The sequence below is a fragment of the Acinetobacter sp. AOR41_HL genome (genome assembly GCF_027854645.1).
GTDB classification, from domain to species: Bacteria; Pseudomonadota; Gammaproteobacteria; order Pseudomonadales; family Moraxellaceae; genus Acinetobacter; species Acinetobacter nosocomialis.
The window spans coordinates 265621-282765 of the sequence record NZ_JAKTHZ010000037.1 but is presented as its reverse complement, the minus strand read 5'-3'; the positions used below and the strand labels follow the sequence as shown (position 1 = coordinate 282765).

Annotated in this window: 20 protein-coding genes and 1 tRNA gene; 13 read left to right on the top strand and 8 right to left on the bottom strand. The window is 35.4% G+C overall.

Annotated elements, in window-relative coordinates; all coding sequences use genetic code 11:
- Positions 1-302 precede the first annotated feature (302 nt).
- Positions 303-1973 (top strand): phenol degradation transcriptional regulator MobR, encoded by a 1671-nt coding sequence (mobR, locus tag MKL35_RS15510; RefSeq protein WP_032012061.1) that lies wholly within the window; start codon positions 303-305, stop codon positions 1971-1973.
- A 57-nt stretch (positions 1974-2030) separates the two neighbouring features.
- Here mobR and MKL35_RS15505 read toward each other — a convergent pair whose 3' ends face one another.
- Positions 2031-2231: a heavy-metal-associated domain-containing protein gene (locus MKL35_RS15505; protein ID WP_006580764.1), complete on the bottom strand. Its 201-nt coding sequence runs from the start codon at positions 2229-2231 to the stop codon at positions 2031-2033.
- Positions 2232-2397: 166 nt separating this feature from the next.
- Here MKL35_RS15505 and MKL35_RS15500 point away from each other — a divergent pair, with 166 nt between their 5' ends.
- The 3 genes from MKL35_RS15500 to MKL35_RS15490 all read left to right on the top strand — a co-directional run bounded on the left by MKL35_RS15500 (position 2398) and on the right by MKL35_RS15490 (position 5782).
- Positions 2398-4869, top strand: a complete 2472-nt coding sequence (locus tag MKL35_RS15500) for a heavy metal translocating P-type ATPase (protein ID WP_106479722.1) — start codon at positions 2398-2400, stop codon at positions 4867-4869.
- 75 nt (positions 4870-4944) lie between these two features.
- Entirely contained in the window at positions 4945-5346 is a 402-nt protein-coding gene (gene cueR / locus MKL35_RS15495) for a Cu(I)-responsive transcriptional regulator (RefSeq protein WP_001020650.1), read from the top strand.
- A gap of 28 nt (positions 5347-5374) precedes the next feature.
- Complete coding sequence (locus MKL35_RS15490; protein WP_004887983.1) at positions 5375-5782, top strand: GFA family protein; 408 nt, start codon at positions 5375-5377, stop codon at positions 5780-5782.
- A gap of 605 nt (positions 5783-6387) precedes the next feature.
- Here MKL35_RS15490 and MKL35_RS15485 read toward each other — a convergent pair.
- Both MKL35_RS15485 and MKL35_RS15480 read right to left on the bottom strand, forming a co-directional pair.
- Positions 6388-6744, bottom strand: a complete 357-nt coding sequence (locus MKL35_RS15485; RefSeq protein WP_004709792.1) for a four-helix bundle copper-binding protein — start codon at positions 6742-6744, stop codon at positions 6388-6390.
- Positions 6745-7215: 471 nt separating this feature from the next.
- Positions 7216-7545 (bottom strand): hypothetical protein, encoded by a 330-nt coding sequence (locus MKL35_RS15480; RefSeq protein WP_022574738.1) that lies wholly within the window; start codon positions 7543-7545, stop codon positions 7216-7218.
- A gap of 451 nt (positions 7546-7996) precedes the next feature.
- Here MKL35_RS15480 and MKL35_RS15475 point away from each other — a divergent pair, with 451 nt between their 5' ends.
- Both MKL35_RS15475 and MKL35_RS15470 read left to right on the top strand, forming a co-directional pair.
- On the top strand, positions 7997-8590 hold the full coding sequence (locus tag MKL35_RS15475) for a LysE family translocator (protein ID WP_017393694.1): 594 nt from the start codon (positions 7997-7999) through the stop codon (positions 8588-8590).
- Between the two features lie 47 nt (positions 8591-8637).
- Positions 8638-8856, top strand: coding sequence for a hypothetical protein (locus MKL35_RS15470; protein ID WP_004887978.1), 219 nt, complete (start codon positions 8638-8640; stop codon positions 8854-8856).
- A 243-nt stretch (positions 8857-9099) separates the two neighbouring features.
- Here the strand turns inward: MKL35_RS15470 and xseB are convergent, their stop codons facing one another.
- Together xseB and xseA are read right to left on the bottom strand one after the other, a co-directional pair.
- Entirely contained in the window at positions 9100-9294 is a 195-nt protein-coding gene (gene xseB / locus MKL35_RS15465; RefSeq protein ID WP_004709785.1) for an exodeoxyribonuclease VII small subunit, read from the bottom strand.
- Entirely contained in the window at positions 9284-10549 is a 1266-nt protein-coding gene (gene xseA / locus MKL35_RS15460) for an exodeoxyribonuclease VII large subunit (protein WP_032012060.1), read from the bottom strand. Before xseA ends, xseB begins: the two co-directional genes overlap by 11 nt.
- A 256-nt stretch (positions 10550-10805) precedes the next feature.
- Here xseA and MKL35_RS15455 point away from each other — a divergent pair.
- Positions 10806-10882, top strand: a tRNA-Met gene (locus MKL35_RS15455).
- 180 nt (positions 10883-11062) lie between these two features.
- Positions 11063-11293 (top strand): hypothetical protein, encoded by a 231-nt coding sequence (locus MKL35_RS15450; protein WP_025466846.1) that lies wholly within the window; start codon positions 11063-11065, stop codon positions 11291-11293.
- 151 nt (positions 11294-11444) lie between these two features.
- Here the strand turns inward: MKL35_RS15450 and MKL35_RS15445 are convergent, their stop codons facing one another.
- Positions 11445-12116: an XRE family transcriptional regulator gene (locus MKL35_RS15445; RefSeq protein WP_002048763.1), complete on the bottom strand. Its 672-nt coding sequence runs from the start codon at positions 12114-12116 to the stop codon at positions 11445-11447.
- A 625-nt stretch (positions 12117-12741) separates the two neighbouring features.
- Between MKL35_RS15445 and MKL35_RS15440 the strand changes: the two genes are divergently transcribed.
- Positions 12742-13071, top strand: coding sequence for a hypothetical protein (locus MKL35_RS15440; RefSeq protein ID WP_371513687.1), 330 nt, complete (start codon positions 12742-12744; stop codon positions 13069-13071).
- Between the two features lie 36 nt (positions 13072-13107).
- The gene (locus MKL35_RS15435; RefSeq protein ID WP_032012058.1) at positions 13108-13653 is read left to right on the top strand and encodes a glycoside hydrolase family 108 protein; all 546 of its coding nucleotides are present in this window, start codon (positions 13108-13110) and stop codon (positions 13651-13653) included.
- A gap of 70 nt (positions 13654-13723) precedes the next feature.
- Here MKL35_RS15435 and MKL35_RS15430 read toward each other — a convergent pair whose 3' ends face one another.
- Positions 13724-14341, bottom strand: a complete 618-nt coding sequence (locus tag MKL35_RS15430) for a LysE family translocator (RefSeq protein ID WP_016804779.1) — start codon at positions 14339-14341, stop codon at positions 13724-13726.
- Positions 14342-14855: 514 nt separating this feature from the next.
- On the opposite strand from MKL35_RS15430, the gene MKL35_RS15425 reads away from it, so the two are divergent.
- From MKL35_RS15425 to MKL35_RS15415, 3 genes are all read left to right on the top strand, one after another.
- On the top strand, positions 14856-15071 hold the full coding sequence (locus tag MKL35_RS15425) for a cold-shock protein (RefSeq protein WP_002048761.1): 216 nt from the start codon (positions 14856-14858) through the stop codon (positions 15069-15071).
- Positions 15072-15274: 203 nt separating this feature from the next.
- Entirely contained in the window at positions 15275-15508 is a 234-nt protein-coding gene (locus MKL35_RS15420) for a hypothetical protein (protein ID WP_004709770.1), read from the top strand.
- A gap of 270 nt (positions 15509-15778) precedes the next feature.
- Positions 15779-16603 (top strand): pyrroline-5-carboxylate reductase family protein, encoded by an 825-nt coding sequence (locus MKL35_RS15415; protein WP_002048776.1) that lies wholly within the window; start codon positions 15779-15781, stop codon positions 16601-16603.
- A gap of 65 nt (positions 16604-16668) precedes the next feature.
- Here the strand turns inward: MKL35_RS15415 and MKL35_RS15410 are convergent, their stop codons facing one another.
- Positions 16669-16788, bottom strand: a complete 120-nt coding sequence (locus tag MKL35_RS15410; RefSeq protein ID WP_002048755.1) for a hypothetical protein — start codon at positions 16786-16788, stop codon at positions 16669-16671.
- Positions 16789-17145 lie beyond the last annotated feature (357 nt).

Genomic DNA, 17145 nt, shown 5'->3' with positions numbered 1-17145 from the left:
AAAGCTATGCCAACTTTATTTTTATTATTAAAAACAAATAATTAAAATTTTTATTAAAAGTGCAGCATTTTTGAAATTCACCATTTCATGAATTTTTTTGAATGGTGAAATAGAGATATTCATGATTTGATGAAGTGGGTCGTAAAAATTTATTTTTAGATTGTTTGAGGCTTTAAATGGAGAGATTTAGAAATACTTTTTTAGTATGAAGTTATGTCTTTAAGGTACTAGGACATTTATCTGGTTCTTCGATAAGATGAGATAACACCCAAATGTGTTTAATGGATTAAAACAGATCACTCATGGCTCGAGTAAAATACGATACAACGGGACGATACGCAGATCATCCGCAAGAAATTCATGATTTGCTGTCTAAACTGCATTTTGATACTGCCCACGGCCAAATCTGGTTTGATGAATATCGGATGCTACTTTTACACACCAGCATTATGGGATATTTGCGTAAAGATTTAGCGCACATGATTGGACTTGAGCGAACCAAGCGTTTTTTTATTCGTTTAGGGTATCAAGCTGGGTTAAAAGATGCAGAAGTTACAACAAAAATGCGTCCCGATTTAAATGAACACGATGCTTTTATGGCAGGCCCACAAATGCACGCCATTCGTGGAATGGTGCAAGTACAGGCCAACCAGCTCAATTTAAGCCACGATAAAAAACAGTTTTATGCTGATTTAAATTGGCTTAACTCTTTTGAAGCTGATGTGCATTTAGAGCATTTTGGTCCAAGTGATGAACCTGCGTGCTGGATGCTACTTGGTTACGCGTGCGGCTACAGTAGTTTTGCGACGGGCATGACCATTATTTATCAAGAAATAGAGTGCAAAGCCTGCGGCGATGAGCATTGTCGTATTATCGGTAAGCCTTTAGAAGAGTGGGAAAATGCAGATGAGCTAATTCAGTTCATGTCTCCCGAACCTATGGAAAAAGAACTGATTGCGTTGCAGGCTGAACTTTTTGAACTAAAAAAATCAATTTATAGCGATAGTGAAGCCGATTACCAATTATTTAGTTCTGTGGGTAAGTCAGCATCTTATAAACAGGTCTGCGCATTATTAACCAAAGCAGCAGGTTCGAAAGTTTCCATTTTATTACAAGGTGAAACCGGCGTTGGTAAAGAAGCTTTTGCACGAGGGGTTCATGCAAATAGCCAAAGAAAAGACCAACCTTTTATTGCGGTAAACTGTGCAGCGATTCCACCAGAGTTAATTGAGTCTGAGCTATTTGGGGTAGAAAAAGGGGCTTATACAGGGGCACATCAATCTCGCTTGGGTAAGTTTGAACGAGCCAATGGCGGTACGATTTTTTTAGATGAGGTGATTGAGCTTTCTCCTCGGGCACAAGCAGCACTATTACGCATTTTGCAGGAAGGTGAATTTGAGCGAGTAGGAGATTCACAGACACGTATTTTAGATGTCCGTGTAATTACAGCAACCAATGAAGATCTTGAGCAGGCTGTGAAAACAGGACGATTTCGGGCAGATTTGTATTATCGCTTAAATATTTTTCCAGTCCAGATTCCGCCTTTGCGGGAGCGCCGTGAAGATATTCCTTTACTGGTTGAACACTTTCTTCATCGCTTTGAAAAAATGTATGGTAAAACCATTCAGGGTGTAAGTGAAAAGACCAAAGTTTTTATGCAGCAATATGAATGGCCGGGCAATATTCGTGAGTTGGAAAACTTATTAGAAAGGGCGGTTTTATTAACGGACGATCAGCAGTTGATTAAGTTAAATGCCATTTTCCCACAGATTAAGCATGACCCAGAGCAGGCTGTAGCTGTTAAAACTGACTTTGAACAATTGTTGCAGGCAGAGTTTAATTTAGAAGAACACGAGAAGCAGTTAATTTTAACAGCTTTAAAAAAGGCAAATCATAAGGTGTCTGAAGCGGCACGCTTATTGGGACTAACTCGGGCAGCACTGGATTATCGAATTAAAAAATTTCAGCTTTGAGTCAATATCAACAAGCTAAAAAATAAAGGCCTAACTTTAAAAGTTAGGCCTTATTCACTATTGCACTTTCGCTGGGAAACCATCTTCTTCAAGTGCTTCGGTAATTTTATCGACACTTTCACTACTTTCAACAGTTACGATTTTAGTCGCTAAGTCTACATCTACTTTTGCATTTGGATCGACATCTTGAATCGTTGCAGTCACACCACGCGCGCAGCCACCACACGTCATATTTTCAATAAGTAGTTTCATCTTCATACTCCATCAAGAATGAGATATTTGTTTGGATAACACTGAGTCTAAACCTTGTCATGATTGTAAGGTCAAGACCAAATTTTTAAAAAAATATGCTTGACCTTCCCATGATGGGAATCTGTATGCTCAATACAGAATATTAAATTTTGCAGATTTGCAGAGGTGTTTGATGGACTCAAAAACCACAAAATTGCCAGCATATAGTGAAACACTCTCAATTGAGGGCATGACTTGTGCCTCCTGTGTAGGACGTGTCGAAAAAGCACTTAAGAAAGTTGAAAATGTAGAGATTGCCAATGTTAATTTGGCAACAGAGAAAGCCGTTGTTTATTCCAATCAACCGATTCAGCGTGAAGCACTGGTTAAAGCAGTTGAACGTGCGGGTTATGATGTTCCAAAAGCTGCGCCAGTGGAGTTGTCTATTGAGGGCATGACCTGTGCATCTTGTGTTGCACGTGTAGAAAAAGCCCTAAAAAAAGTAGACGGCGTTCAAGAGGCAACCGTCAACTTAGCAACAGAGCAAGCTTGGGTGCAGGCAGATAATTCAGTCAATGTTGAAGACCTAATTCGTGCTGTTAAAAAAGCAGGTTACGACGCGAAAGCATCTGAAAAAAATCAAGATGTACAACTCGATAAAAAAGCTTCAGAGTTAGATCAGCTTAAAAAAGATTTGATCATTTCGATTGTATTGGCCTTACCTGTGTTTATTTTGGAAATGGGTTCACATCTCATTCCAGCTTTTCACATGTGGGTCATGAACACGATTGGTCAATACAATAGCTGGCTTTTACAGTTTGTTTTGACCACATTAGTTCTCATTTTTCCTGGTCGCCGTTTTTACCAAAAAGGGATTCCAGCTTTATGGCGTTTAGCACCAGATATGAACTCGTTGGTCGCTGTTGGAACCTTGGCTGCCTACAGTTTCTCAGTCGTAGCTACCTTTATGCCGCAGGTTTTACCACAAGGTACCGTCAATGTTTACTTTGAAGCGGCTGCCGTTATTGTCAGTTTAATTTTACTCGGACGTTATTTCGAAGCCAAAGCTAAAGGACGTACTTCACAAGCCATTCAACACCTAGTGGGAATGCAGCCTAAAACGGCTCGTATCCAGCGTGATGGTCAAGTGGTGGAAGTTGCAGTTGCCGAAGTGGTCAGTGGAACTATTGTAGAAATTCGCCCAGGTGAACGTGTACCTGTCGATGGTGAAGTGGTTGAAGGGCACAGCTACATTGATGAATCTATGATTACGGGGGAACCTGTCCCTGTTGAAAAAATAGTAGGGCAACAAGTAGTTGGGGGTACAGTCAATCAAAACGGTACTCTAAACATTCGGGCAACCGCCGTTGGTTCTTCGTCTGTACTTTCACAAATTATTCGCATGGTTGAGCAAGCCCAAGGTTCCAAACTTCCGATTCAGGGGTTGGTCGATAAAGTCACTATGTGGTTTGTACCGGCTGTCATGCTAATTGCTGCAATTACTTTCTTGGTTTGGTTTATTTGGGGGCCAGAGCCTGCGCTGACTTTTGGCTTGGTGAATGCTGTTGCGGTACTGATTATTGCTTGTCCTTGTGCGATGGGGCTTGCAACACCAACCTCAATTATGGTGGGTACTGGGCGTGGTGCTGAGCTAGGTGTCTTGTTTCGTAAAGGTGAAGCTTTGCAGCTTTTACAAGAAGCGCAAGTTGTTGCAGTTGATAAAACTGGAACACTCACCGAAGGTAAACCGACACTGACAGACTTTAATGTACAATCAGGTTTTGAACGTAAACAAGTGCTGGCTTTAGTTGCCTCAGTCGAAGCCAAGTCTGAACATCCAATCGCTTTAGCTATTGTTCAAGCAGCAGAAAGTGAAGGTTTAAACTTATTACCAGTAACAGCATTTAACTCGATTACAGGCTTAGGTATCGAAGCGGAAGTCTCAGGCCAAAAAGTACAAATTGGCGCAGACCGTTATATGCACCAACTTGGTTTAGACACCAGCTCATTCCAAGCGATTGCTGCTCAGTTAGGTGAAGAAGGCAAAACACCGCTATATGTTGCTATCGAGCAGCAACTTGCAGCAATTATTGCTGTGGCAGACCCCATTAAAGAAACAACCTATGCTGCGATTGAAGCCTTACATCAATTAGGTCTCAAGGTTGCCGTGATTACAGGAGACAACCATCATACGGCGCAAGCGATTGCCAAAAAGCTGAACATTGATGAAGTTGTGGCAGAGGTTTTACCCGAAGGCAAAGTGGACACAGTTCGCCAATTGCAAAAACAATATGGTCGTTTAGCTTTTGTAGGTGATGGTATTAACGATGCACCAGCCTTGGCACAAGCAGATGTTGGTTTGGCCATTGGTACAGGCACAGATGTTGCCATCGAAGCAGCTGATGTTGTGCTGATGTCAGGCAGCTTAAAAGGCGTACCGAACGCAATTGCGTTAAGTAAAGCCACTATGCGAAACATTCGTCAAAACCTGTTCTGGGCATTTGTATATAACGTAGCCCTAATTCCAATTGCAGCGGGTGCCTTATATCCAGCATTTGGTGTATTACTTTCGCCAATGTTTGCAGCAGGTGCGATGGCACTTTCTTCAGTCTTTGTTTTAGGCAATGCGTTACGTTTAAAACGTTTTCACGCGCCAGTACAGTAAGCGTGCTGAAAAGCAACTTTTGGTTTAAGATCATGACAGCAGGTCTTAAACCAAATTTAATATTTGAGGTGTGAGATGAATATCGGTCAGGCATCCAAACATTCGGGCATTTCGGCGAAAATGATTCGCTACTATGAAGAAATCGGTTTACTTGAAGCAGCTCAGCGTTCTGCTTCAGGCTATCGCATTTATTCAGAAACAGACCTTAAAACTTTAAACTTTTTAAAGCATGCTCGAGAGTTAGGTTTTTCATCTGAACAGATGAAAGAGCTTATTTCACTTTGGAAAAATACTGATCGGCATAGTGCAGAGGTGAAAGCCTTAACAGTAAAACACATTGCTGAATTAAAGCAAAAAATTGCTCATTTACAAGAAATGGTTAATATTTTGCAGGCTTCTGCCGATGATTGCTGTGGTGACCAGCAGGCTTCGTGTGCGATTTTAGACCATATTGAAAAAGGTGTAGGTGTAAGTTAAACCTTATAAAAATAAAAAAGGAAAAATCATGGCTTATACAGCTTCTTGTCTTTGTAATGGCATTCAACTCCGTATTAATGCCGAATTAGAACCCATTATGGTTTGTCATTGTAAACAATGCCAAAAAGCCCAAGGCGCTGCTTTTGCGGCCATCACTCAAGTACAAAAAAGTGACTTAAATGTTGTACAGGGTGAAAACCTTTTACAGGCTTATTTTGCATCGCATAATAAAAAAAGAGTATTTTGTAAAACTTGTGGCTCACCTGTCTGGAGTGAACGTTTAGATAAACCAGAAGTGGTGCGTTTAAGAGTAGGGCTCATTAATGAAGACATATCGACGCGAGTTATCTCTCATGCTTTTGTTGCTTCAAAAGTGAAGTGGTATCCCATTTGCGATAATGCTCGCCAATACCCAAATGCGGTGGAAAACCCTTGAAATATGAAGGTTTGAAAGTATTTTGTTCATTTGTAAAAAAACGTGAACAAGACTAGTCATGAATAAATAATATGCTATAACTGTACCTAAGGTAATCGTAATATCTCCTCGATCCACAGGGAAACTTGGGACAGGGCAAAAGATACGATAAGACCTTACATATAGCTAGCAAAGAGCATGTAAGAGATGGATAGACACAAATCTTAGATTGCTCACCGTTGCAGAAAAGCCCGTGAAACGGGCTTTTTTAATGCTTGTAAAAACTATTTCTTATTTAGAAAGATTATAGTTTTTTAAACTATTTATGAAAAAGTAATGTAAAAATAACAAAATATTTTAAATATACAGACTATTCTGTATTGCAATTTGTTTTTATTAAGGGTACATTTAGTCAACGGTTTAAAGTTCAAGCTTAATAATGAACTCATGGTCGTTGTGGGAGATCTAAGAGCCTGCATTTTCCCCAAGATGCGGGTTTTTTTTATGCCTAAAGAAAAGTAGTTTTTCATCTCATCTAAAAACTTTAATTTTCTAATTGTTTGTTCTTTAAATATTTAAAACCCACGAGCCTAATAGGCCGTAGGTTTCTACAATAAAACTAGAAGTTAAGCACGATATGCCAGACAAGCTTTAGCACATGCTAAACAAGCTTTGGCACAAATCTGGCAATGCTCATGTTCGTGTTTGCTACATTCAGCTGCACAAAGTTGGCACGCGCTGGCACATAATTGCATGGCTTGTTCAGCAAGCTCTGAATGTCTTAATTCTAAAGATGTGCAAAGCTGACAGGTTTCGACACAGGTTAAACAATGTTTAATACATTCACGCATCATATGCACATGTTCTTCTTGCAAACATGCTGAGGCACAATGTTTACAAGCAAACATGCATTCAATGCAGGCTTGAACTGAAGTAGATGCTTGATTAAACAGAGATTGATTTGGTTCTTGCGAGCTATTCATTTTAATATTCTCCTTTTGAAAGGCTATTATTAAAAAACCTAATATTGTTATCTTTTTTCATTTTATAAAATCATTTTTCCTATTGGGCACTTTGAAATGAAAGGTCTACAAATGCTCAATAAGGAATTAACCTCGTATAAGAATGTTACAAGTGCTTTTCTAATTAAATTTTTTAAAAGGTAAAAAATAGATTGCTCAAGACAAACTACAAAATTTATTTTCATATAATACTTTTGGCTAATTTTTTTATGGATGAAAATTAGGCAAATTATCAGTGTGAACTTTAAGGGCACACGTAATGGAAAACATTGAACAGTACGCTCACGGAGCTGAGCATGAAGTCCACGTACACTGCAAACGATCATTAAGCACATTAATACTGAGCCTGTTTGTATTAATCGCAACTGGTCGTTAAAAGAAAAAGCACCCACGGGTGCTTTTTCTGTATCTATTGACTATTGATAGTTTTGTTTAAGAGCCTGTAAAGCCGCGCCGTTTTTTATAGGCTTTACGATCATAAGAGGGAATATTGGACTTTTGAAGATCAATAGCCAGTTGTTTTTTGCGTTGAAATTGCACTTCACTTAAAAGTGCGTCATAAATTTTGGAACGATCAGTTTTAAACTTTTCTACATCCAATGGAATTTTACTTTCCTGTTTAACAATATACAAAACAGAACCATTGGCATTAGTTTCATATATTGTCCAACCAACTCTTACAATGTAGAGGCCGGTTTTTGCATCCTTTCCTAAATAAGCTTTAAAACCATCGGGATGAGGGCGAACATAAGCATTCATCATGCATCCTCCATCAACTATTTAATTCGATGAAAGCGGCGATTAATGAATTGATGGGGAACGATACATCTATTCAGTAAAATCACGATTTTCATGTGTATATATATTGATCAATTTGGTAATTTCAAGGCGTGTGATATTTCTTTTTTTGCTATTTAAGAAGTGGGAAAATGGCCTAAAAAATATATAAATAATCACTTTTTTTTAAAAAAATATATGATTTTGGAGTTTAATATCTTTTTAAGTTAATGCAGTGTTTTTTATAAATGTGTGACGCATTTTGCAAATTTAAAATTGGAACAAATTTTAATGAATATAAATTCACTTTTTATTAAATTATTAATTTTAAAAAATAAAAAGTATTTGTAATATTTCTTGTTACAACGATTTTGTCGACAATAGATGCTCATTTTTGACATATTTCGCCTAGTGTAATCAATCGAGTTTTTGGCCTATGGTGTCATTTTTATTTATTGGACTTGTGGTCACTATTTTGTTGACTCCAGGACCAACAAATACATTATTAGCCTCGGCTGGCTTGCAAGCAGGGCTAAAGCACTCTCTTAAGCTAATTCCGGCAGAGGTAATAGGTTATCTGATCGCGATTACCTCATGGGGTGTTTTACTTGAGTCGGTATCTCATTTTATTCCATGGCTTCCTGCTATATTAAAATTGATGAGTGCGAGTTTCATTCTTTATCTCGCTTTTAAACTTTGGATCACTTCAACCGAAGATATTAAGTTAGATCGCCCACTGATTACGCCAAAAGCTTTATTTCTTGCAACACTTTTAAACCCGAAAGCTTTGCTCTTTGCTTCGGCGATTTTTCCACATGCAGCGTGGGAAGTTCCGCATTTGTATTTTATTCACATTGTTGTCTTTTTATCTTTAATTACCCCAATTGCTTTTTTATGGATTATGTTTGGAACTGCCCTCATTTCAAATAAAGTAACTTGGTTAAATCAACGCAATTTACAACGTACAGCTGCATTTATTTTAACTTTTTTTGCTATGCCAATCGGCTATTCTGCGATTAGCTCATTTTAAACTTAACCCATTATTTATATTAAAAATTTATTTTTCAGGAGATTTTTATGAAAAGATTAAAAGTAATTATCAAGGACCAGTTTGATAAAGAATCAATCGCTTTGGCAAAAGTTAGACCAATGAATGACCATGCACTTGAACTTCATAAAAGTGTTGAACATATTGAAATTAATGACGATATCATTTTACCAAACATGGATTTGTTATATGAGAATCCTAAAGACGGCAAAATTTATCAATTAATTGGTCCATGCAGTGAGGAATAACTCTTAAATTAAATTTAAAAATAAGCATCAGCAGAGTTTGTGTTTCTTACGGTCTTAGATGGTGGAAATTAAGCCAAACTAACGTATAGACACAATTAAAATATTGAACATCGCAGGTCGTTATGGGACTATGTTTTTGCAAAAATGTGACCTAATCCTCATTTTTGCATTTCAGGACTAAGTGGTGTTCACTAAGCCCATTTCTTCAATGAGAAGTAGAAATGGGCTTTTTTTATGGAAATTTTATTCTTTAAAAGTCTCATCTAAAGCTTGTTGGACAGCTTCAATTCGAGATTTGCAAGCTTTATAAGCGCTAATAGACTCTTCAACAATTTTCATTAAATTATCTATATCAGGACTTTCCTGTGATTCTAACAATTCAGCATTTTTCTTCAAAATGTCATGGCCATCCTTAAAGGTTAACTCTTCATTCTTCATTTGGGATTACCTGTGTAATGTTGGCTTCAACTACGCCATCTTGCATTTCAATGGCAATGGAGGGGCTTGAAATTTGGTGTATAGAGCGAATCGCTTTTCCTTCGGATCTGACAATTGCATAGCCTTTAGCTTGAACCTGTTTAGGGTTTTGCAAAAGGATTTCTTTCATTAATGACTCGATTTGAGCTAAGGAAAATTTAACTTGTTGCTGTGAGCTGAACTGAATACGTTCTTTCATCTGGTCAAGTAGACGATGCGCCGAGTTAAGTTGATTTTGTGCAGAAGACTTAATGTGATGAAGCAATTGATCATTTTTGCTTTGATAAGTCGTGATTTGATGCTGAGAAAGCAGTTTAATCGTTTGTAGACTATCTACCGCTTCTTGTACACGTTCAACAATATGATTACGAATACCAGCAATCACTTTACTTGGAGTATCAAACGAACGATGTGCGATCTCATCAAGGATGGTACGGTCTTTTTCATGCCCGATACCAACCCAAATCGGAACGCTGCGTTTACAGAGAAGTGCGGCAAGCTCATAATCATTTAAGTAAGCTAAGTCATTTACAGCACCACCACCACGAATAATTACAATCAGATCTGGTGGAAAGTTATAACGATTTGCCCATTGCTTTAAACCTGTTGCCAAGGACTCCATAAGGCTAACAGCAGCAGTATTCCCCTGAAAGGTCGCACTTTGATAAACAAAATCACAAACCTTATTTCTTTCTAAAGCATCTGCATCTTTTTTAAAGTCACCCAAACCTGCAGCATTTTGAGGAGCAATCACTAAAACATTTTCAATATCAAAAGGGGTAGGGAGAAGTTTATTTTTATGAATCAAACCTTCTTGGGTTAAACGCTCTACAATTTGTTGATAACGTTTTGCAATTTCCCCAAGTGTAAAACTTGAGTCAATTTCTTCGATATTGACTGAAAATCCGTATTGTGGATCAAAACGCGCTCTAATTTTAATTAAAACGTTTAAATCACTTGCTAACTCAATTCCTGTTTCACGTTCAAACTTTAAAACAATTTTACTCGCTGAAAATTTCCAGATGGTTGCCTTACAACTGGCAATCACTTTATCGGTGTCAACATCTTTCTCTGCAAGTTCTAAATAGTAATGTCCACCTTTAATATTTAAATTCCGAATCTCTGCTCTAACCCATACCGGTTCGTCAAAGGTCAGGCGTATGACTTCCTGTACAGTGCCGAGATATTCGCTTAGAGAGAACTGAGGATCAGACATATAAACTATTAATAATGGGATGAAACTAGATAGTATAAAAGCTATCCAAGCAAGGCAATTGATGTCTATGAATATCGCGTTCTATTTAAAATAAATACAACAATTTAAAGAAATAAAAATTAGAAATTACGATGTCGATTTAGACTGAATGGTAAAAATAAAAAATTAATAAAAAGATAATTGTTAATAATTACAACCGATTAAAAAATAAAGTTTGCTTTATAAAATATATAGGCGTATAAAGCATACTTCCAATTGCGGGGTGGAGCAGTCTGGTAGCTCGTCGGGCTCATAACCCGAAGGTCGTTGGTTCAAATCCGACTCCCGCATCCAAAAAATATTATGCTCTGTGATGTACTACTTTTCATGATACGAACTCATGAAAAGCAATTAGCTTATAAATAACCCTATATCAAGCTAAATATTAAATTCTAGACGAACTGTCCATACCTTAAATCTAGCGTTCTAATTAAATACCGTTAAATCACATGAGCTCAGTAATGAGTGAATACGATTGTGAATATAGTAAATGAGTGGCACATTGCCACAGCCGTAAATGGCAATGAAATCAATGTGAGGATTATTCCTCATGTGCGTAAGCAAAATTCGCTTGATGGATATCGTTGGGTAGAAGTTGGAAAGAAAATTCAGCTTCAAACTGGTGAAGAAATTGAGCTAAACCAAGATGGAAAAAGCTTTTATGCTGGTTTTAATCAACTTTATCGTTTAAATACATATTGTTGATAACATCATGGTACTAAAGCAAGAAAACCTACCTCTTTTAAAGGAGATAGGTTTTTTTATGTCTATAAGTTATATAAATAATTAAAATTATAAAAAAGTAAGAAATTTGAAAATGATAGAATTATTATTTTAGCTATATTTAATAACTCATTTAACCTGCTCGCCAGAACTGACGGCCCATTACTTTAAAGTTTTTCCCGTTCTCTTCAGTTACACGGCGGTCTCTAAATTTTTCATTTAAACTATGCAAAATTAAAGAGCCATCAGCTTCTTTAAAAATTTGTTTAATCATTCCCTCGCCAGCGAAATAAACAGCATAGATTTCTCCATCAATCACTTCTGTCTGAGAAATATCAATGCCGACCAAATCTCCATCTTTGATGTAGTCAGTCATGCTATCGCCCTTAGCTTTAATAATGCGCATACATTCCTGAGGAACGCGCTTTTCTTTAAAGAAAGAAGCAGGGAAAGGAATTTTTCCATTAATTGCATCAAAATGAAATTCGATTGATTCACCTGTACCACAAGAAAAACTTGCTTCAACTACTTCAATCCAGACATATTGATCTACTACATCACTGCTGACAACGGTGGGACTAAATACATCACTTTCTCTAAAAGAGTCTTCTGTGTTACCAGTAGTAAGCCAATAAGCGTCTACACCTAAAAACTGTGCAATGAGTGGAAGAAAAGCAGATTTTAAATTCTTTCCCGATTCTAAAGCTTGATAGGCAGGCTGAGACATTTTTACTGCTTCAGCAACTTCTGCCTGAGTTTTCTTAGCTTTAATCCTTGAATCTTTTAAACGGTCTTTAAGAGCCATAATGATCGCACCAGCTAACTTATCACAAATATATAACTAAAGTTATATCTAGTAAAACAACTATAGTTATTGACTAATAATAACTATAGTTATAATATCAATTATAAGAGCTCATTGATAGAACTAATACAATATTTTTACTAGAACATATTTTTATTTTGTATCAATGACTTGGTAAGTAGTGATCAGTATTCTGCCTCAATGGACGACAGAATATAAAATGGCGATAGTAAATCAGTGGTAGAGATCGGCTATCAAAAAATAAAAAATGAATAAAAAAAGCCCGATTCCGTGGATCAGGCTTAATGTTCGTCGATAAAGGGTATCAAGAACATGAAGAATCTAACAAAGAATTTAATGGCTCACAAAAGTTTCCGATATACGGCAGCGTGTTATCTCAACTTTTTGGTCAAAAAAGATAAGTCATATATGTATGCCAGTTTTAAAAGAAAAAGAACGGCTAGGCTAAGCACGGTTATATAGCAATTTTTTATAAAAATATGAGTAATAACAATGTAGTAAGTACGATTATTTTCAAATTTTAAGTATGAGACAGGATTGAATTATGGAAAATTTTTTAACATTAAATGGACTAGCTTCTATTTTTAAGCTGTATGGTACGGTCATGATGATCGCTTTAGCAGTAAGCTTAGTCGTAGCGGTAGTTTTAATCATGCGTTTCCCACGTTCGCATCAAGAATGGGTAGTAGGTTTGATTTGTACTATTGTCTCAAGCTTGACTGGTGGTTCATTCATTATCATGAAATGGGACTTACATGAATGGGTGACCGATATATGGGGCATGATCACTTTAGGTGGATTCTTCTTTATTTGTGGCTTGCCTGGTTGGGCAATTGTGAGGTGGATATTTAACTTCATTAATAAACAAGAAGGAAAAACTATTGTTGAAGTAATGAAAGACTTAAAAAAAGCAAAAGATGATATTCAAAGTTAATAGCTATCAGCGAGTTATATAAATGAGGACAGGCCCATGAATGTTGAACAATATCTAGATGCCCTTATAAAACGTGAAGGTGGTTATGTAAATGATGCGCTTGACTCTGGACAAGCCACCAAATTTGGAATTACTCAAGCAGTTGCACGTAGCTATGGATATCAAGGTGAAATGGAGGATTTACCTTTAGAAACTGCAAGAGATATTTATAAAAAGCAATATTGGCTTGAGCCGCGATTTGATCAAATTAATTTGATTAGTCCGATCATCGCTGAAGAACTGCTCGATACAGGAGTAAATTGTGGTCTTGGTTTCACAAAACCACTTCTACAACGTGCTTTGAATTTGTTAAACAGACAAGGAAAAGAGGGATGGAGCGATCTTAAATTAGATGGTGAATATGGGCCTTCTACCTTACAGGCTTTATCACTCTATATTAAAAAGCGCGGTCAAGAAGGGGAAAGAGTGATGGTTCGTCTTCTAAATATTATGCAAGGCCAACGCTATATTGAAATTACAGAGAAAAATCCAAAGTATGAACAATTCTTTTACGGATGGCTTGCTAACCGTGTGAGTTTTTAAAAAGGCCAACTTGCTTGAGCTGAATACATATAGCAAGTTGGTCCATTCTTCTTTTTATAATACAAATTGTTTATTGAGTAATAAGTAAAATGGCGAGAAGAAAGAAAATACAACCACTCACTTTATTCAGTTTTGCAAAATTATTTCCGGCAAGCATTTTCTCTTTAAAAATTGAAGAAAAATTAGCATAAACTAAATGAATTAAAAATCCGATAAAGCAAAAGGTTAAAGATAAAATGAGAAATTGATTTAATATTTCTTTTTTAATATCAATAAACTGAGGAAAAAGTGCAATAAAAAAGACAATCGTTTTCGGATTAAGTAATGAAGCAAATAGCCCCTGATAAAAAAGTTTTGATTTCTTCACGATTTTATCGTTGTGTTCAGTTTCTAGTAAATCTTGAGTAGGAGATTTCTTTATAAAGTTTTTATAACCTAAATACATAAGATAAAAGGCCCCAATAAACTTTAAAACAGTGAAGATGGTGGGGTTACTGGTAATAATGAGACCAACACCACTTGCAGAAATCACAGCGATAATGAACATACCAATGATTAAACCGCTAATACCGAATAAAGCGGTACGAACACCATAATTTATTGAATTTGTTACTGTAAATAAAACGCCTGGTCCAGGGCTAGATAAGGTAAGAAAAGCAATGGTTATAAAAACTAAGAGACCGTTCACGTGGCTACTTCCTGTTTATCATCAATATGTTAAGCTGCACACGTACTTTAAATCAGAATACATGAAGTGTATATATACAAGTCTGTATATTTTATAAAAAAGTAAAATATTTTAGTAAGATATTAAAGTAGTTTTAGAGCGTAAAGAGAGGCTTAATAATTTTCAAAAGATAAAATTTTATAGTATAAAAATAAGATATATTTAATTAATATATTGAAGTTAAAACAATTAACTAAATTAAAAAATAGCATTTAAAATCAATAGATAAGTGATCATTAGAGACGCACAAATTGTGTGGAAAATCAATTAATCAAGATAGAGATTGCAATTCGTTAAGAAGCGTGTATAGTCGACATTAACTACAAAAATATTCATGTTACCCTAAATCTCTCTTTTCGCAGTTTTATTTATAATCCTCCGTATATTATTAGATATTTAAGTAGAGTGTATATTTTTTAGTTCAATTGGAATACCCAATAACAAATGATAATGTTTTTTAAATTAGGATTAATTTATGTCTAATGCTACTGGTACAGTAAAATGGTTTAATGAAACTAAAGGTTTTGGTTTTATTCAAACTGATGAAGGTAAAGATGTTTTTGCACATTTTTCTGAGATTCAAACACAAGGCTTTAAAGTTCTTCTAGAAGGCCAGCGTGTTCAGTTTACTGTGACACAGGGTAAAAAAGGCCCACAAGCTTCGAATATCACAATTGTGACGAATGCTTAAATAACATAATTTGATGATTTTATTTGATTTATTTTTTGGCCATTTGCTCAATTAAATAACATGAAATCATCTACGTAGTTAAAAAACCCACTTCTTCCTTTGTGGGTTTTTTATATAAAATATTAAATAAGTTGATTATTTGTTTTATATAATATAAAAATTAAATTTGTGTTGTATAAGTTAACATTATAACTGGTATAAAAATGGATATTTGTATTGGCGGTATTTTAAACGGTAAAGTAAGAAAAATTAATGAAGATAGTTTCTGTGTTGGAAACCCTCATTCAGATGATATAAATGAGTACCATAAGCAATACTTTCATTTAGGTGGAAAGCTTTTGTCATTTTGGGTATACAGCGAAATAAATTATCAGGAAGCATCACGAATAGCGGAAAGTTTCTTAAAAAAAGAACAAAGATCTTTAAGCGGATGTTAAATAAAACCACTTTAAGTCTGGCAAGTATATTGCTTAAATCAGATAAGCTATAATTAATTTTTAATTACATATTTTTAACAATTTAGTTTAATCTGTTATTCATAACGTCATAAGTAATAGAGTAATCTTAGCTCAAAATAGAGTTTAGTTGTAAAATTAAACTTAACATTCATAAAAATTTATTAAATTTTTATTGTATTAACGGTCATGACTTAAGTCATAAATAATATTTCTTTTTGTAGTATATCTAAAGGAAGGAAATAATTCTAAATGTTGAATATAGTACAACCAAATATTTGCTTCATCGGTAGTAGTAATTTGTCTTTAGCTTTAATTGGAGGTTTGGTTTTAAAAGGATTTCAAAAAGAAAAAATTAATCTTATAGAGGAAGGAAAGTTTGATAATGAAATCATTCTAAAGCAAAAGCAGCATGAGGTAAAAAAGGCTGATATCGTTGTTCTATTAGTAGACCCAAAAAATCTAAAAGTCATCTTAGCACCATTAAAAAAATGGTTAGCTGATAAAACTATTGTATCGATGATGGCTGGAATTAATATCAAACAACTCATGAATATTACGGGTTCAAAAAAGGTTATAAGAATCATATCTAACCCACCGGTATTAACTTATACGGGTACTCATGTGTTGATTGGTTCAGAGTATCTAGAACCTTTAGATAAAGAGTTAGTTGAGACAATTTATTCAGCCACAGGGCAGACCTATTGGGCAAATTCAGAATCAGAAAGTGATGCCATTATTGCGTTATCGGGTTCAGGCCCAGCGTACTTCTTTTATATCCTCGACAGTATGGTAAAAACTGGTGTTTCTATGGGGCTAGATAAGCAGTTTGCTTTAGATCTGGCACTTCAAGCAGCATCAGGTGCTGTAGACATGGTCCGTAAAAGTAATGTTCAGCCAAGTGAGTTATGTGGCAAGGTCACATTAGCTAATGGCATTACTGAATCTGCATTACGAATGTTTGAGCTAGGTAATCTTTCTGATGATATTCGACTGGCTTTAAAAGCAGCTTATCATCGCAGTAAAGAAATAAGTCTAGAGATTAATGCTGAAATTGCCAGACATAGCGTTAACTGATGGCTAAGTACCTTTCAATCTTGAGATAACTTAAATTTTGAAAGGTACTTTTTGTGCTTAATAAATCATGGAATTTGTAGGAAATATTCCCAAATAACATAGCCTAAGCCAAACCCTAACATTGAATAGAGAGTGATAATAAATAATACAAAACTAGCTTTATTTTTCTTTCTTAAAAAATTCATGTTAGCTACCTCGTGTCTAGATAGTTTCTATCATGAAGAAATACAATGTGTAATCATAGATACAGAATTTTTTCAAAAAAATATAACAGATAGATCAGTGTTATAAATTTATCTTTAATTAAGTTTTTTTAAATTATCAACTTAAAGAAAGACAACCGCTATAATGAGTTTTTTCATAGGAAAAGCAATTTAAAAAATAAGTTTCTCATTGATTTATAAAACTATTGTCTTAGAAGAGTATGTCTAAAATAATCATTTACAATTGAAAGAAAACATTTCTAATTAGTTAAAATTATTAAATAAAATTGTGGACCAGTTAACGTAATATGAATTTTTTTGTGGTTCATTCTGGTGCAA

What these genes read in the sequence shown, in the direction of transcription:
- MKL35_RS15420 (WP_004709770.1), top strand. Translation starts at nt 15,275, where the DNA reads ATGGATATTTGTATTGGCGGTATTTTAAACGGTAAAGTAAGAAAAATT.
- MKL35_RS15425 (WP_002048761.1), top strand. Translation starts at nt 14,856, where the DNA reads ATGTCTAATGCTACTGGTACAGTAAAATGGTTTAATGAAACTAAAGGT.
- MKL35_RS15435 (WP_032012058.1), top strand. Translation starts at nt 13,108, where the DNA reads ATGAATGTTGAACAATATCTAGATGCCCTTATAAAACGTGAAGGTGGT.
- mobR (WP_032012061.1), top strand. Translation starts at nt 303, where the DNA reads ATGGCTCGAGTAAAATACGATACAACGGGACGATACGCAGATCATCCG.
- MKL35_RS15415 (WP_002048776.1), top strand. Translation starts at nt 15,779, where the DNA reads ATGTTGAATATAGTACAACCAAATATTTGCTTCATCGGTAGTAGTAAT.
- MKL35_RS15485 (WP_004709792.1), bottom strand. Translation starts at nt 6,744, where the DNA reads ATGAATAGCTCGCAAGAACCAAATCAATCTCTGTTTAATCAAGCATCT.
- cueR (WP_001020650.1), top strand. Translation starts at nt 4,945, where the DNA reads ATGAATATCGGTCAGGCATCCAAACATTCGGGCATTTCGGCGAAAATG.
- xseA (WP_032012060.1), bottom strand. Translation starts at nt 10,549, where the DNA reads ATGTCTGATCCTCAGTTCTCTCTAAGCGAATATCTCGGCACTGTACAG.
- MKL35_RS15445 (WP_002048763.1), bottom strand. Translation starts at nt 12,116, where the DNA reads ATGGCTCTTAAAGACCGTTTAAAAGATTCAAGGATTAAAGCTAAGAAA.
- MKL35_RS15440 (WP_371513687.1), top strand. Translation starts at nt 12,742, where the DNA reads ATGATGATCGCTTTAGCAGTAAGCTTAGTCGTAGCGGTAGTTTTAATC.
- MKL35_RS15470 (WP_004887978.1), top strand. Translation starts at nt 8,638, where the DNA reads ATGAAAAGATTAAAAGTAATTATCAAGGACCAGTTTGATAAAGAATCA.
- MKL35_RS15475 (WP_017393694.1), top strand. Translation starts at nt 7,997, where the DNA reads ATGGTGTCATTTTTATTTATTGGACTTGTGGTCACTATTTTGTTGACT.
- MKL35_RS15500 (WP_106479722.1), top strand. Translation starts at nt 2,398, where the DNA reads ATGGACTCAAAAACCACAAAATTGCCAGCATATAGTGAAACACTCTCA.
- MKL35_RS15490 (WP_004887983.1), top strand. Translation starts at nt 5,375, where the DNA reads ATGGCTTATACAGCTTCTTGTCTTTGTAATGGCATTCAACTCCGTATT.
- xseB (WP_004709785.1), bottom strand. Translation starts at nt 9,294, where the DNA reads ATGAAGAATGAAGAGTTAACCTTTAAGGATGGCCATGACATTTTGAAG.
- MKL35_RS15410 (WP_002048755.1), bottom strand. Translation starts at nt 16,788, where the DNA reads ATGAATTTTTTAAGAAAGAAAAATAAAGCTAGTTTTGTATTATTTATT.
- MKL35_RS15480 (WP_022574738.1), bottom strand. Translation starts at nt 7,545, where the DNA reads ATGATGAATGCTTATGTTCGCCCTCATCCCGATGGTTTTAAAGCTTAT.
- MKL35_RS15505 (WP_006580764.1), bottom strand. Translation starts at nt 2,231, where the DNA reads ATGAAGATGAAACTACTTATTGAAAATATGACGTGTGGTGGCTGCGCG.